We start from the raw sequence: 15,214 nt of genomic DNA, 5'->3' as shown, positions 1-15,214 counted from the left end.
CGGCCACGGCCGCCACGGCGCTCCTCACTCCAGACCGGCCAGCACCCTGCGCGCCACCTCCCGGCCGATCGGCAGCGACGCCGTCGCCGCCGGGGAGGGCGCATTGAGCACGTGCACCATCCGCGCCGACTCCGCGAACAGGAAGTCGTCCACCAGCGTCCCGTCCGGCAGCACCGCCTGCGCCCGGACCCCCGACGGCGCCGGTATCAGCTCCCCCTCCGACACCTCCGGCAACAGCCGGCGCACAGCCTCGGTGAAGGCCCGCTTCGACAGCGAGCGCCGCACCTCGCCCGCCCCGTACCGCCAGTGCCGACGGGCGATTCGCCACGCACCGGGGTAGGCCACGGTGCCCGCCAGCTCACGCGGCCGCACCACCCCCCAGCCGTACCCCTCCCGAGCCAGCGCCGGCACCGCATTCGGCCCCACGTGCACCCGCCCGTCGATGCCCCGGGTCAGATGGACGCCCAGGAAGGGGAACGCCGGATCCGGCACCGGATACACCAGAGCGCGCACCAGGTCCGTACGCGACGGGGCCAGCTCGAAGTACTCCCCGCGGAAAGGAACGATCCGCATGCCGGGGGCATCGCCCGCCAGCCGCGCCACCCGGTCGCTGTGCAGCCCCGCGCAGTTGACCAGCGCCCGGGCCCGCAGCACCGCGCCCCCGGCCGTGCGCACCGCCACCGCGTCCGCCCGCCGCCTTATGACGCGCACCTCCGCCCCGTACCGCACCTCGGCCCCGGCCTCCTGCGCCAGGCGGGCCAGCCGGCCCGCCACCGCGCCGAAATCGCACACGCCCGTCGTGCCCACATGGAGGGCGGCGATGCCCCGCACCCGCGGCTCGTACTCCGCTATCTGGGCGCGGCCCAGCTCCCGCACCGGGATGCCGTTCTCCCGGCCGCGCTGCGCCAGGGCGTGCAGCCGCGGCAGCTCCGCCCGCTCGGTCGCGACGATCAGCTTGCCCGTCACCTCGTACGGCAGGCCGTGCTCGGCGCAGAACGTCACCATCTCCGCCGCGCCCTGCACGGCATAGCGGGCCTTGAGCGAACCCGGCCGGTAGTAGACACCGCTGTGGATCACTCCGCTGTTGCGCCCGGTCTGATGGCGCGCGGGGCCGCTCTCCTTCTCCAGCACCACGACGCGCGTGCCCGGCGCGGCGCGCGTGATTGCGTAGGCCGTGGACAGGCCCACGATGCCGCCACCGACCACCAGCACGTCACAGTCGAAGCGGCCGCCCGCCGTCGTCACGTCGACACCACCTCCCCGCGCCCGCCGCCGCGACGGAAACCCCAGCGCCTCACCCACGTCCCCATCATGACCCGTACCACTGACAACCGGGGCGGCTCAGGTCCCCGGATGGAAACGATCAGGCGATACGTCCGGGCGCCGGGGCCGACCGCGGGGCCGGCTCCTCAGGGACGGCTGCGGCTCACGCCGGGGCGACGAGCAGCGGCCGCGCCCTCTCGCGCAGCTCCGCGACCCGCGGCTCGTTCCCGTACGGCTCCAGGCGGTGCAGCAGGTCGCGTACGTACTCGGTCGTCCGCGCCGACGAAATCCGCCCGGCGACCTCCACCGCCCGCACCCCCGCCGCACACGCGGCATCCAGATTCCCCGACTCCAGTTCGGCCACCGCCGACACCACCAGCCGCAGCCCGTGCGAGCGCACGAACTCCTCCGTCGGGCGTGCCAGCGCCTGCTCGGTGAACCGCTGCACCTGCCGCGGCATGCGCAGGTCCCGGTAGCACTCGGCCGCGTCGGCCGCGAACCGCTCGTGGGAGTAGAAGTCCAGCCAGGACGGGTCCGGGTCGCCCGGCCGCGCCCGCTCCAGCCACCCCTCGGCGGCCTTGAGCGCCGCGGCACAGGCGGGTGCGTCCCCCGCCTTCGCCTGCGCCCGCGCCTCCACCAGACGGAAGAAGCTCATCGTGCGGGCGGTGGCCAGCCCGCGATTGCGCTCGGAGGCGGCCTGCGCGAGATCCACGCCCTCGTCGGCGAACCCCCGGTAGGTGGCCTGCAGGCTCATCGAAGCCAGCACGTACCCGCCGAGCGGCACATCCGCCGCCGCCCGCGCCAGACGCAGCGCCTGGATGTAGTAACGCTGCGCGGCCTCCTGCTGGCCCGTGTCGAAGGCCATCCACCCGGCCAGGCGCGTCAGTTCGGCAGTCGCGCCGAACAGCGCCCTGCCCACTTCGTCGCTGTACGAACCCAGCAGCAGCGGCGCCGCGTCGACCCGCAGGCACTCGGGGACCATGGACGAACGCCAGTCGCCGCCACCGTACTTGGAGTCCCAGCGGCGCGCATCGTCCGCCGCCTCCCGCAATTTGGTCACATCGCTGTGCCCGACCCGCAGCACTAAACCGCACTCGGGGCCGGCGGCAGGGGGCGCACCGGCGCCGGGCGAGCCGTGCCCGGCGGATACGGAACCATTGCTGCCGCAACTGCCATGCACAGGCGCGCCGTTCGCTCCCGGCTCCCCGGCCGCCTCGTGCGGCTCGCGGGCCACCGAGCTGTCGGCGGGCGTTATCAGCCAACGTGAAGCAGGGGTCGCATACGCGCTGACGGAAAAAGAACCGGCCAGGCTCTGCCAAATCCCCCCGCCCCCACGCCGACCGGCGAGATCCAGCCGGTACAGCTCCGTCGCGGCCCGCACCGCCTGGCCGACATCGCGCGGAAACGACAGCCCCACCTCGGGCGCCGGATCGGCATCCGCCAGACCGATCTCGTGCAGCGGAACCGGGCGGCCGAGCTTGGCCGCTATGGCCGCCGCGATCAGATGCGGAGCCGCACCCTGCGGCACCATGCCCTTGGAGACCCAGCGGGCGACCGACGTCTTGTCGTAGCGAAGCGTCAATCCCCGCTGCGCACCGAGGTCGTTGACCCTGCGCGCGAGTCCGGCGTTGCTGATGCCCGCGAGGGCGAGGACAGTGCCCAGCTTCTCGTTCGGTCCGCGTGGCTCCCTGGACATGCGCACCCCTCGACGACGCGACGCCCGCCCCGGCATAGGCACGAGGCATTCGTAAACCCAGCGTAGTTCGCCGCATCCCGACCGTTAAGAGGTGATGTCCCGGATGGCGAGATTCTGGTCCGTATGTGCGTGCACCGAGGGGCACGTGCTCCGGTTGTGTGTGGCCGTGCGCCCACCGTGCGCTCTGTCCTCGCCAACCGCGCACGGGGTTTCATGGAGGAGCGTGGGTTGGCCCGCTGTACTGGATCCAGTGGGCTGGGGGAAGCCGTCGCCTCATTCCCCGCGGGCGGCGGAACGGTCCGGGAGGTGGCTCGCGCCTCCCGGACTGTGACGTTGCGGGACGCCACCGGGCATCCGGAAGCCGCTCGCCGCATGTCCGAAGCAGGCTCGCGCCTATAGGGCGCAGCAAAGCCCTCCCCGCCGGCGGACGGCCGCACCGGACCGGCGGGCCGGAGCACAGACCCGTAAACGGAAGCAGTTGGCGAATGCGCCCCTTCTAACCCTCCGCCGGCAGATCACTTGAATTTGGCCGGAACCCGCCAGGGCCCACCGCCTGGGCCGCCCAGGGCAGGCGCCCCCGAAACCGTGACGAAACGCCATCTCTCGCCGTTGTGAGGTGCGTTGGGCTCGCCGCCGCAGACCGCAGACGGCCGCCATTGGTCGTCCACCGGATGTCGCAACCCTGGGGTTGCTGTGCATGATGACAGCTGCCCGATGCGAGTTGTCCAATGTGCAACCTGAGGTCCGCAACCCCGGCGAGCGGCACCCGGCCCGCCCGCCCGACGACGACTGCTACCCGACAGCCACCACACGGCCCACGGCGCCCGGTGGCTGTCCACAGCCTGTGGAGGCGGCGATGCGCTGGTTGGTGGGGTGGAGCTGCACCACCACCCCGGGACCCCACGGGCCCCACACCCCGGACAACCCCGCCGTCCACCCTGTAGGCGCCCGCCTCCTGTGGGGCGACCCGGCACCTCTGTGGGCCGTCGGCGACTGGCGCCCCGACGAAGTCCGCGTCGTCCAAGCCGACCCCCACACCCGCCTCGCCGTCCTCGGCCGCTGCGGCGCAAGCGACGACGCACTGCGCACCGGCCTCACCGCCGCACGCGGCGGCGCCCTCCGCCACCTCACCGCATGGCCCGGCAGCTACACCGCCGTCGCCCACGTCGGGCGCCGCCTCACCATCACCGCGGACCTCGCGGGCGCCCGGCCCGTCTTCCACACCACCTGGGCCGGCGGCACCGCCTACGCAACCGCCGCCCTCCCCCTCGCCGACCTCGTCGAAGCCCAGCTCGACATCGGCCACCTCGCCGCACTCCTGGCCTGCCCCGACTCCCCCGAAGCACTCGGCGACGGCACCCCCTACCTCGGCGTACGCCGCGTACCCCCCGGCCACGCCCTCGTCCTGCGCGACGGCGCCCGGGACATCACCGGCTACGAACCCACCGCCTCCCTCGCCGTCGCCGCCCCCCAACTCGAGGCCGCCCAGGCCATCGACGGCGTACGCGACGTCCTCGTCGAATCCGTACGCACCCGCTTCGCCGCCCCCCGCCACACCCACCGCGACCCCGGCCCCGTACCCGGCATGGGCCCCGCCCACCGCCGCGCCGCCCGCGGCGCACCCGCCCCCGGTATCGGCGCCGACCTCACCGGAGGCAGCGCCTCCGGCACCCTGGCCCTGCTCGCCGCCGGACTGCCGGGCCTGCCCGGCACCCCCATCGGCCACGGCACCGGCGCCGGAGAACGCCTCCTCGCCGTCACCCTCAACGACCTCGCAGCCGACGACGGGCACGCCCGCGCACACGAACTCGAACGCGCCCGCGCCATCGCCGCAAGCCCCCGCCTGCACCACGTCATCGTCGCCGCGGGCACCGAAGCACTCCCCTACGCCGGCCTCGACAACGGCCCGCTCACCGACGAACCCGCCCCCGCGCTCGTCACCGCTGAACGCCACCGCCGACGCCTCACCGCAGGCAGCGCCGACCACCTCGTCGGACACGGCGCCCGCCAAGTACTTGACGCCCACCCCGCACGCCTCGCCGACCTGCTCCTGGACCGCCGCCGACGCCACTTGCTGCGCCCTGTCTCCGCCCTGGCCCGGGCCGACGGCCCCTCGGCGCACTCCCTCTTCGTCCCCTTCACCGTCTACCGGGCCGCCCGCCGACTGGCCCGTACGACGCACCGGGAGGGGCTGGAAGCCGCGGCGGCCGCCCTGCTGAGGCCCGGCCTCCACGCCATGGAGACGGCAGAAGGCCCGCTCGGAGGGGCAGGGCCCGTGGACGCCTCGCTCGCGGCGCTCACCTGGTGCAGGCCGGGCCCCGCCGCCCGGTGGCTCACGGGGGAGGCGCTGGCCGAAGTATCGGTTCGCCTCCAGGCCGCCGCCGTACGCCCCATGGGCCTCCTGCAACGCCCGGGCGAACGCCGCGCCGCCGCGGCACTCGCCCGGCATGCCGCCGACCACCGCATCTTCGAACAGGCGGCAGAGGTGCGGGGCCAGCGGCTGCACGCCCCTTTTCTCGACAACCAGGTCGTGCGCGCCTGCCGCGCACTCCCCGAGGCCCTCCGCGTTCAACCGGGGGCGCGCGCATCAGTGCTGCGCGCCGTCCTCGCGGGAACGGGCATCAGGAACCTGCCTCCCGGCTGGGGCGCCCCCTCGCACGCCTCCCACGCCGCGGCGGCACGAGCGGGCCTCAGGGCGGCCGCGGGCCTCCTGCTGGACCTCTTCGAGACGCCTCTGATCGCCGACGCGGGCCTGATCGAGGCCCACGTCGTACGGGGCGCCCTGTACGCGGCGGCGGAAGGCGAACCGCTGCCCCTGGACGGCCTGGCCGAACTCGTCTCCACAGAACTGTGGCTGCGCCGCCTCCTGGCCCGCCGCGGCACGTGCTGGACGGGCACGGCAGCACCCCGCCAGCGCGCGGTGGCGGGCGGGGTGCTGCCGAGGCCCAGCCTGTGACGGCTGCGGCCCGGTTGTCATCGGTGGCGAGTGGTGCGGCTAGTCACCGTGGTGGGGCTGGATACAGGTGATACGGGCCAGGGCCCAGTCCGCCACCGCCACGTTGTCCGGGAACGAGGTCCGCTCGACGACCAGACGCAGCGTCTTGCGGCCTGACAGCGGCACATGGACCGGCACCGCCGGCCTGCCGCCGCGGACCACGCCCGAGCTCCACAGCCGGGCGCCGTCCCCGTAGACGGAGAAGGTGGCCGAACCGAGGCCGAGCGTCATGTCGTCCAGCCCGGCCATGGCGTCGTAGGACGTGCAGGAACGGTTCAGGTCGACGGTCACCGACGACTGGGCGTGGACGCTCACCCCGTGCGGATACGCCGTGCCGCCGATCCTCATGCCGTACCGCTGCCACAGCCAGCTGCCCCCGCCGAGCCGGACCTCCGGCTTGGTGCCGTCGCCGAAGTGGCCGTAGCGCAGCTGGTTGAGCTGGTAGACGGCCGGGTCCTCGGCCGGGGGAGTCGGTTTGGCCGGGGTGGGGCGGGGGGCCGGGGGAGGCGTGGACGAGGCGGAAGGGGACGGTGTGGGCGCGGGGGCCGACGAGGCGGCCGGGGGCGCGGGCAGGGCCGGTTTCGGCGTCGGCGTCGGTGACGGGGTCAGGCTCGGGGCGGGGGAGTGCGGTGCGGGGGAGCGCGGCGCGGCCGCCCTCGCCCGCAACGGAGCCGGCGACGGGGCCCGCGAGGCACGGGGCGCGGCGGAGGGCGTCGGCCCGGCCGAGGCCGGAGCCGAGGCGGCCGGCGCCGCAGTCGACTTGATCTCCGGCTTCCGAAGCGCATGCGGAGGCGCGGAGGCGTCACCCGTCACGGCGTAGGCGATCACGGCCCCGGTGGCGACGACCAGACCGATGGCGGCGCCGACTTTCGCCGCGATCCCGAGGCCGGCACTCCCGGGGGCGCCCCCTGCCCCCCCACCCCCCGCTCCCCCGCTTGATGCCGCTCCCGCGCCCGCCCCGGCTGCCGCGCCTGCACCCGCCGCGCCCGCGGCAAGGCCCACGGCGGCCTTCACCGAGTACTCGGCGGCCAGCCAGCCGATGACGGCCACCGGCAGCAGCGAACGCAGCCGCTCGTTGACGTCCGCGACCTCAAGCGCCGCCGTACGGCACCGCGCGCACCCCTCCAGGTGCTTGCGCAGCCCCCGCTCGGCCCGGGTGCGCAGCCTGCCGCGCGTATACGCGCCCAGCCGGTCCGCGTACTGGGCGCACTCGCCCCCGGACATCAGCGACGTGTTCACATGCGCCTGCAGGTACGCCTGCTTCAGACCCTCACGGGCCCGGTGCGCCAGCACCGCCGTGGCATTGGCACTCAGCCCCAGAAGCGGCGCTACCTCGCCGGGTGACTCCTCCTCCACCGTCGTGTGCCACAGCACCGTCTGCCAGCGCTCAGGCAGGCTCCTGAACGCCTGCACGGCCAAGGACTCCTCGGCCTGCTGCATGGCCTGTACGTCCGCGCCCAGATTGAGCGTGTCGTCGTCCGCGGTCACGGACGCGGCCGCCGCCGAGGAGGCGAAGACCGCGAAGTCCTCGACCAACTGCTCTCGCTTGGCCGTCTTCGCCCAGGCCGCCGCCACCCGCCGCACGGTCGTCAGCAGATAGGCGCGGACCGCCGTCTCAGGCCCCGCACCGCCGTGCACCGCCTGCAGCGTCTTGGTGAAGACCTCGTTGGTCAGGTCCTCGGCGGTGTGGTCGTTACGGCAGCAGCTGCGGGCGTACCGGCGCACCGCGTCGGCATGCCGGCGGTACAGCTCTTCGTACGCATCGTTCTCACCGCCGCGCATCCGCGCGACCAGGTCCAGGTCGGACGGCGGCGCATCGGCATCGTCGGGCACATCGGCATCGCCCTCCGGCAGGCCCTCACCGGCACGGGGGTCGGCCTGGGCCGGAATGTCGGGCGGCCCCAGCCAGCCGCCCTCCCGCTGCTGCGGCAGGGCCGGTCCGGGAGCGAAAGGGCCACCCTGACCGGGCACCTGGCGCGACGGCGGATCATCCGCTTCGTCGCTCCCGCGCGAATCTTCCCGCCCGTCAACACCCATAGCGGAGGCTCCCGTACATGCCGGCGTACCCGAACACCGAGCAAGGGTGGCATACGGGCGTGCGCCAGGATCACTCCGGGATCGGCAACCACTCGTCCGGGTTGTGTTCTTTTGCCGGATCACCGGAGGTCACTCGTACGGGTAAGACTGTCGAACGCCCAGCCTCCTCGGCCCTGACGTCCGGCCTCCCCGGCCTCAGGGAAGCACCCCGATGCCTAGGCCACCGGCCGCGAACGCAGCCCCTCCAGCAGGATGTCCAGCAGCCGGGAAGACGCCGCCGCCTGCTGCGCCGCGTCCGGCAACGACGGGGCGGCCGTGGCTATCACCAGCAGCACATCCGCGACCGTCACGTCCGCGCGCAGCTCACCCGCCGACCGTGCCCGCTCCACCAGCCGTCCCACGACGTCCAGCAGCGCCGCCGCGCCCGCGTCGTCCTTCTCGTCGACGGCCGTCGGCAGCTGCTCGACCAGCCGCAGCTCGTGCAGCTGCCCGCCCGTGGCACCCGGCTGCCGCTGCTGCGGCACCCGCGCCTGGGGCTGGGGCTGTATCTGGGCCGGGGCCTGGACCCCGCCGTCCTCGTGCTCCACGTCGACACCGACCCGCAGCACTTGGGGCGGCAGCAGCCGGCCCGCGCCGGACGCGACCGACATGCGCAGGAACCGGGAGAGCGCCGACCACGGCTCGTCCTCCTGACCGAGCGCCGACCGTGCCTGCTCGGTGAGGCGTGCCGTCTCTTCTTCGGCTATCCGCCGGACCAGCACGTCCTTGCTCGGGAACCGGCGGTAGACCGTCCCCACTCCTACTCGGGCCCGGCGCGCCACGTCTTCCATCGGCGCCCCGTACCCCAGCTCGCCGAAGACTTCGCGAGCCGCCCGCAGCACATGTTCGAGATTGCGCTGAGCATCCACGCGCAACGGCGTATTACGGCCACCAGCGCCGTCGGTCGTCGTCGCGACAGCAGCAGACCAATGAGAGCCCTGAATGTGCATACGTTCCCCCGGTTATGACGTCTCCCCCCGGAGACTCCCCGCCCTGACTGCCGGGGCGCGTCTCGACACCCCGACGGAGTACGAACATAGTTGAGCCCAGGTCAAGAAAGAAGGGGGTAGCTACCCACAGGCCTTCCCCGATTGGAGTACCGGCCTGATCCCTCCTGATTCTGCACCACCGCACCACCCCACCGCATCCCCCCTGACCTGCGGGACTTTCCATCGCAACGAGGCTGTCGCCACGGACGGATCAGCTCCGGAGCCGGTCATACATTTCGAAGGGCCTGTGGACAAACCCTCGTCGGCGATGCGTCATGGGAGGGAGGTGTGCCAAGAGACACGCCTCGACGCGACGACACAAGGCGATGGACGACGCGATGGCCGACGCGGCGGACCGCGCGATGGTCACCATGGCGGACAACGCGACGACGCGAGGAGGAAGGGGCCTTGGTGAGCGAACCGGCGCGGGAGAAGCGGGAGGCACCGGCGGCGCAGGAGAAGGAAGGGCCGGAGAAGACAGAGAAGGCGGAGAGCGCAGAGAAGTCGGGGAACGCAGAGAAGACGGGGAAGAACGAGAAGCCCGAGAGGCCGGAGCAGAGGCAAGAGGCGGAGCAGAGGCAAACGCCGGAGAAGAAGCGGCCGGCCCGCATTCTCATCGTGGGCGGCGGCTACGTCGGGATGTACACCGCCTTGCGTCTGCAGCGGAAGCTGGGGCGGGGGGAAGCCGACATCCTGGTGATCGACCCCGAGCCGTACATGACCTACCAGCCCTTCCTGCCCGAGGCCGCGGCCGGTTCCATCTCCCCGCGCCACGTTGTGGTGCCGCTGCGCCGGACGTTGAAAAAGTGTCAGGTCATCACCGGTGAGGCCACCGCCATCGACCACGCCAAGCGCACCGCCAGCGTGAAGACGCTCGCCACCGCCGAAGAAGGCACCGGTGCGATCGAGGTCCACTACGACGAACTGATCCTCGCCCCCGGCTCCGTCTCCCGCACGCTCCCGATTCCCGGACTCGCCGATTACGGCATCGGATTCAAATCGGTGGAAGAGGCCATCGGCCTGCGCAACCATGTCCTCGAACAGATGGACATCGCCTCGTCCACCAGGGACCCGGAAGTCCGCGACGCGGCGCTGACCTTCGTCTTCGTCGGCGGCGGCTACGCAGGCGTCGAAGCGCTCGGCGAACTCGAGGACATGGCCCGCTATGCGGCCCGGTACTACCACAACATCGAACCCGGCGACCTGAAATTCATTCTGGTCGAGGCCACCGGCCGCATCCTCCCCGAAGTCGGCGAGGAAATGGGCCGGTACGCCGTCCGGGAACTGCGCGGTCGCAATATCGACGTACGCCTCGACACCCGCCTCGAATCCTGCGAGAAGCGCGTGGCCGTCCTCAGCGACGGCGCCCGCTTCCCCACCCGTACGCTCGTATGGACGGCAGGCGTCAAACCGCACCCGATTCTCGCCGCCACCGACCTGCCGCTCAACGGACGCGGCAGGCTCAAGTGCGCCGCGACCCTCCAGGTGCAGGGCGTCGAACATGCCTGGTCGGCCGGGGACGCGGCGGCGGTGCCCGACCTGACGGCAGAACAAACCGGCAAGGAATGCGCCCCCAACGCCCAGCACGCCGTGCGTCAGGCCAAGGTCCTCGCGGACAACGTCGTCTCCACCCTCAGGGGCAATGGACTGCAGGACTACCAGCACAAATACGTCGGCTCCGTCGCCTCCCTGGGCCTCCACAAGGGCGTCGCCCACATCTACGGCAAGAAGCTCAAGGGCTACCCGGCCTGGTTCATGCACCGCGCCTACCACCTCAGCCGGTTGCCCACTTTCAACCGCAAGGCGCGTGTCCTCGCCGAATGGATCCTCGCCGGGCTGTTCAAACGTGAGATCGTCTCGCTCGGCTCCCTGGAAAACCCCCGCGCGGAATTCGAACTCGCGGCGGGCACAGGCCGCCATCCGGAGGCGAGTTGAGCCAGGTGGCGGCCCCCGACCGGAGTTGGGAACTCCCCCGTGGGGCACGGCGTCTGACGGATGTCAGTCCGGTCGGCCACACTGGACGTGTGACCATGGGTGGGCTCGTAGCCGCGAAGAGTAACAATCATGAGGATTCGGACGTTTGCTGCACTCCCCCGGGGGCCGGCCCCCGCACCGCCAACCGCGACCCCCAGCAGCCCGGCGCGCGGCTCAGCCGCCCTGCGCCGGCCGCCGCGCTGCACCCCACGTCGCCGAGCTGATCCGGAACGACTCCGCGAGGTAATCCTCAGTGAACTTCACCCGCTGGAGCGCCCGGCTCCCCGGAACGCAGCGCCGCGCCGCGGCCCGCGCCGACCGCACCGCGTCCACCCCCTCGCAGCCGGCCGCGGACACCCCGCAGGCCCCCGCCGGAACCGGTTCCGTGCCCGCGGCCCGTGCCGAGTGCGCCCCGCCGTCCGCCGATGAGCCCGGCGCCGTGCCCACCCTCGACGGGCTGTCCGTTCATGCCATCCTCGGCCAGGTCCCCGCCCTGGTCGCAGTCGTCTACGGCCCCGACCACCGCATCGCCTACGTCAACGCCGCCTACGCCACGCTCTTCGGCCCCCGCATCCCCGGCGCCCCCGCCCGCGACGCCCTGCCCGAGCTCGAAGAACTCGGCCTGCTGCCCCTCATGGACCAAGTCCTGCGCAGTGGCAAACCCCGCACCATCAAGTCCCGCCGCGTGCCGTCCCCCGCCGACACCGACGCCGGCCCCCGGCACGGCTACTACACCTTCACCTGCTCCCCGATCGACGTCGCCGAAGGCCCGGCACCCCATCGCGGCGTGCTCGTCTTCGCCGCTGACGTCACCGACCAGGTCGAAGCCGCCGAACGGCTGCGCGCCAGCGAGCGCCGTCAGCGCGAAGCCGCCGTCACCCTCCAGCGCAGCCTCCTCCCCCAGGAGCTCGAACAGCCCGACGACCTGCGTGTCGCCGCCACCTACCAACCGGGCGGCAAGGACACCGCCGTCGGCGGCGACTGGTACGACGTCATCACCCTCGGCGCCGGACGCACGGCCCTCGTCATCGGCGACGTCATGGGCCGCGGCGTTCGCGCCGCCGCCGTCATGGGCCAGCTCCGTACGGCCGTACGGGCCTACGCGCGGCTCGACCTCCCGCCCCACGAGGTCCTCCAGCTCCTTGACGGCCTCGCCGCCGAGATCGACGCCACCCAGATCGCCACCTGCGTCTACGCCATCCACGACCCCAACGAGGGCCGCCTCGTCTACGCCTCCGCCGGGCACCTGCCCATCCTCGTCCGCGACCCCGACGGCTCGGTCCGCCGAGCCGCCGAGCCCACCGGCCCGCCCCTGGGCACCGGCGGCTGGCTGCACACCTCCGGCACCATGCCCATGGGACCGGGCTCCAGCGCCGTCCTCTACACGGACGGCCTGGTCGAGCGGCGCTACGAGGACATCGACGAAGGCGTCGCCGCGCTGGAACGGGCCTTCGCCGGGGCCACCGGCTCGCCCCAGGTCATGTGCGGCCGCCTCATCCGAGCCCTCGGCATCACCGAGGAACACGACGACGACGTCGCCGTCCTCGTACTCCAGCACCCCGCCCGCACCGGCCACGACGCCGAGCTCTTCCACAACGCCGCGCTCGAACTGCTCGGTGGCGTCGAGGCGGCCCCCCGCGCCCGCGCCTTCGCCTCCGGCGTCCTCGCCAGCTGGCGCTTCCCCACCGAGCTGCGCGACCTGGGCGTCCTGGCCGCGAGCGAGCTCGTGGCCAACTCCCTCCAGCACGGCACACCGCCCATGCGGCTGCGTCTGCGCCGCACCGACCGACGGCTGATCATCGAGGTCACCGACGGCGACGACCACCTCCCACGCCGCCGCCGCGCCGAGCCCGCCGACGAGGCAGGGCGCGGCATCTCGATCATCGCCACGATCGCCTCGTCCTGGGGATCCCGCCGCACACCGGGCGGCGGCAAGGCCGTGTGGTGCGAATTCGCCCTGCCCGCCGGGCACGGATGACACGGCGCCCGTGCCGGAAGCACTGCTTCCGGCACGGGCGCGCACGTTTCACCAGGCTGCTCGGTCAGGCCGCGACGGGCACACGCTCCACAGCCTCGACCTCCGCGGCCTCGACCTCGGCCGACGGCGCGACGTCCGGCGCCGACCGCTGCGCCCGCACCGCGAGCGGGTTCTCCTGCGCCGGAGTGAGCTGGCGGCCCAGCCGCAGCGCCAGCACGGAGATACCGAGCGAGCAGCCGATCAGCAGACATATATAGGTGACGTACATCCCCGCACCCGCCATCAGACCGCCGGCGGCCGGACCCACGGCCAGCGCCAGCTGCTTGACCAGGGCAAAAGCCGAGTTGTACTGGCCCACCAGCCGCGCCGGGGCCAGATCCGCCACCATCGGGGCCATCGTCGGCGACAGCATCGACTCGCCGATGCCGAACAGCGCGTACGTCGAAATGAGCAGCGCGGTCGCCACACCGTGCGCCCCCGGCACAAGCCCGGACACCCCGGCAGCCACCCACGCCACCGTCCATATCAGCCCGACGAGCGCGATCACCCTGCTGCGCCGCCGCCGCTCGACCAGCTTGAGCACCACGAACTGCGCCAGCACGATCGCCGACGTGTTCGCAGCAAGAGCCATACCGAGCGTCGCGGGCGATATCCGGGTGACCTCCACCGCGAACGCAGCCAGCCCCGATTCGAACTGTCCGTAGCAGGCGAAGAACATCACGAAGCCCAGCACCGACAGCTGCACCATCGCCCGGTCCCCGGCCAGCGTGCGCCAGCCGCCCTTGGCATCGGGGTCGGTGGGAACGGCGTCCGTCACCTTGGGCACCTTCGGCAGCCGTACGGTCGCCACCGCCGCACCCAGCACCAGGAACATCACGGACTCGATCGCGAACAGCCGCACAAAGCTCGACGCGTCCGAGGTGTCCACCAGCTGGCCGCCCAGCAGACCGCCGACGCCCATGCCCAGGTTGTTGAGGAAGAACTGCATCGCGAAGGCCCGCGAACGGGTCGCCGTCGTCGAGCACCAGACGATCATCGTCGCCAGCGACGGCTGGATGACCGCTATACCCGCACCCAGCGCGGCCGCGGCCGCAACCACCATCGACTGGCTGCTCGCCAGGCCGAGCCCCATCGAGCCGATGGCGGCGGAGACCGTACCCACGACGGCAACGGGCAGCGGACCCCGGCGGTCGATGACCCGACCGACGAACGGCAGCACGATCAGCGCGGCCACGGCAAACGTCGCCAGCACGATCCCCGCCGTGCTCGCGCCGAGATTCCGCACCTGAGAGACATAGACAAACAGGAAGGGAACCGTAAAGCCGTTGCCGAACGCGCTCAGCGCGTTGCCCAACTGGATCCGGCGCAGCGCTGCGCCCATCGCGGTGGTCACACTCACCCCTTGAACTCGAACCTGAAGACTTCAACTCTAAACTTCGAAGCTAAAGAGTACACGGCGAAGGGCTTTATGTCGAACGGCCCGTGCGATACTTCCGGCATGGCTGACACACCGGGCCCAGCTGAGCCCAGCCTCGAAGAGCAGATCGCCGCCTACCAGCGCGAGTTCCAAGGCCTGGATCCGCAGGTGGAGCGCGTGGTCTCGGCTCTCAGCCGCCTCAACCGCCGCATGAACGTCGCGTACGGGCGCCAGACCACGGAGCTCGGCATCAGCAACGCCGAGTGGGAGGTCCTCAAGGCCCTCGTGCTCGCCGGTGATCCGTACCGCCTGGGCCCCGGCGACCTGGCCAAGCGCCTCGGACTGACCCCGGCGGCCATGACCCACCGCATCGACCGGATGGTCACGGAGGGCCTGGTGACGAGGGAGCGCGACGAGACCAACCGTGTGCGCGTCATCGTGGGCATTACGGAGGAGGGCCGCGACAAGTGGCTCGACGGCCTGCGGATGGCCACGGTCTTCGAAGAGGAGCTCCTCCAGGACCTCTCGGGTGAGGAGCGCGGGCAGCTCGGCGAGATGCTGACCCGGCTGCTCCGTCGTGTGGAAGAGGCCCAGCCGGACGCCGGCGGACGCCTCAGTGACCTCGATTGACGCACCGGTTGACGCGAGTTGACACCGGTCAGGGGGATCCGTAGTGTTCTCCGGGTTGCCACGGAGCCAGAACGGTTCTGCGGCGGCCACTCACGCCTCATGGCGGCATCCACTACTGCACGGCCCCTGATCGGGATGAATTTCGGCATGCCGGAATTCGGAACGGGAAGGCCCGGGACTTCGATTAGGAGTCGCG

At 72.3% G+C, this 15,214-nt stretch carries 9 protein-coding genes; 4 read left to right on the top strand and 5 right to left on the bottom strand.

Annotated features, from left to right (window positions below; translation table 11 throughout):
* Positions 1 to 24: 24 nt before the first annotated feature.
* Both lhgO and FHS39_RS14155 read right to left on the bottom strand, forming a co-directional pair.
* Complete coding sequence (gene lhgO, locus FHS39_RS14160; protein WP_184349724.1) at positions 25 to 1,245, bottom strand: L-2-hydroxyglutarate oxidase; 1,221 nt, start codon at positions 1,243 to 1,245, stop codon at positions 25 to 27.
* Positions 1,246 to 1,426: 181 nt separating this feature from the next.
* Positions 1,427 to 2,959, bottom strand: a complete 1,533-nt coding sequence (locus tag FHS39_RS14155) for an NsdA family TPR-like regulatory protein (protein ID WP_184349723.1) — start codon at positions 2,957 to 2,959, stop codon at positions 1,427 to 1,429.
* 856 nt (positions 2,960 to 3,815) lie between these two features.
* Here FHS39_RS14155 and FHS39_RS14150 point away from each other — a divergent pair.
* Positions 3,816 to 5,915 carry an asparagine synthase-related protein gene (locus tag FHS39_RS14150; RefSeq protein WP_184350186.1) on the top strand — a complete coding sequence of 700 codons (2,100 nt, stop codon included), beginning with the start codon at positions 3,816 to 3,818 and terminating at the stop codon, positions 5,913 to 5,915.
* 39 nt (positions 5,916 to 5,954) lie between these two features.
* On the opposite strand, the gene FHS39_RS14145 is transcribed toward FHS39_RS14150, so the two are convergent.
* Positions 5,955 to 7,991 (bottom strand): sigma-70 family RNA polymerase sigma factor, encoded by a 2,037-nt coding sequence (locus FHS39_RS14145; RefSeq protein WP_184349722.1) that lies wholly within the window; start codon positions 7,989 to 7,991, stop codon positions 5,955 to 5,957.
* A gap of 215 nt (positions 7,992 to 8,206) precedes the next feature.
* On the bottom strand, positions 8,207 to 8,980 hold the full coding sequence (locus FHS39_RS14140) for a TetR/AcrR family transcriptional regulator (protein WP_184349721.1): 774 nt from the start codon (positions 8,978 to 8,980) through the stop codon (positions 8,207 to 8,209).
* 678 nt (positions 8,981 to 9,658) lie between these two features.
* Between FHS39_RS14140 and FHS39_RS14135 the strand changes: the two genes are divergently transcribed.
* Together FHS39_RS14135 and FHS39_RS14130 are read left to right on the top strand one after the other, a co-directional pair.
* Complete coding sequence (locus FHS39_RS14135; RefSeq protein WP_184350185.1) at positions 9,659 to 10,954, top strand: NAD(P)/FAD-dependent oxidoreductase; 1,296 nt, start codon at positions 9,659 to 9,661, stop codon at positions 10,952 to 10,954.
* A 292-nt stretch (positions 10,955 to 11,246) separates the two neighbouring features.
* Positions 11,247 to 12,971, top strand: a complete 1,725-nt coding sequence (locus tag FHS39_RS14130) for a SpoIIE family protein phosphatase (RefSeq protein ID WP_184349720.1) — start codon at positions 11,247 to 11,249, stop codon at positions 12,969 to 12,971.
* Positions 12,972 to 13,035: 64 nt separating this feature from the next.
* On the opposite strand, the gene FHS39_RS14125 is transcribed toward FHS39_RS14130, so the two are convergent.
* Positions 13,036 to 14,364, bottom strand: a complete 1,329-nt coding sequence (locus tag FHS39_RS14125) for an MFS transporter (RefSeq protein WP_045934466.1) — start codon at positions 14,362 to 14,364, stop codon at positions 13,036 to 13,038.
* Positions 14,365 to 14,469: 105 nt separating this feature from the next.
* Here FHS39_RS14125 and FHS39_RS14120 point away from each other — a divergent pair, with 105 nt between their 5' ends.
* On the top strand, positions 14,470 to 15,018 hold the full coding sequence (locus FHS39_RS14120) for a MarR family winged helix-turn-helix transcriptional regulator (protein WP_045934467.1): 549 nt from the start codon (positions 14,470 to 14,472) through the stop codon (positions 15,016 to 15,018).
* The last annotated feature ends 196 nt before the right edge of the window (positions 15,019 to 15,214 follow it).

It is taken from the genome of Streptomyces olivoverticillatus (assembly GCF_014203555.1).
In the GTDB taxonomy this organism is placed as follows: Bacteria; Actinomycetota; Actinomycetes; order Streptomycetales; family Streptomycetaceae; genus Streptomyces; species Streptomyces olivoverticillatus.
The sequence above is the reverse complement of the archived record's forward strand: the minus strand, read 5'-3'. Positions and strand labels throughout refer to the sequence as shown.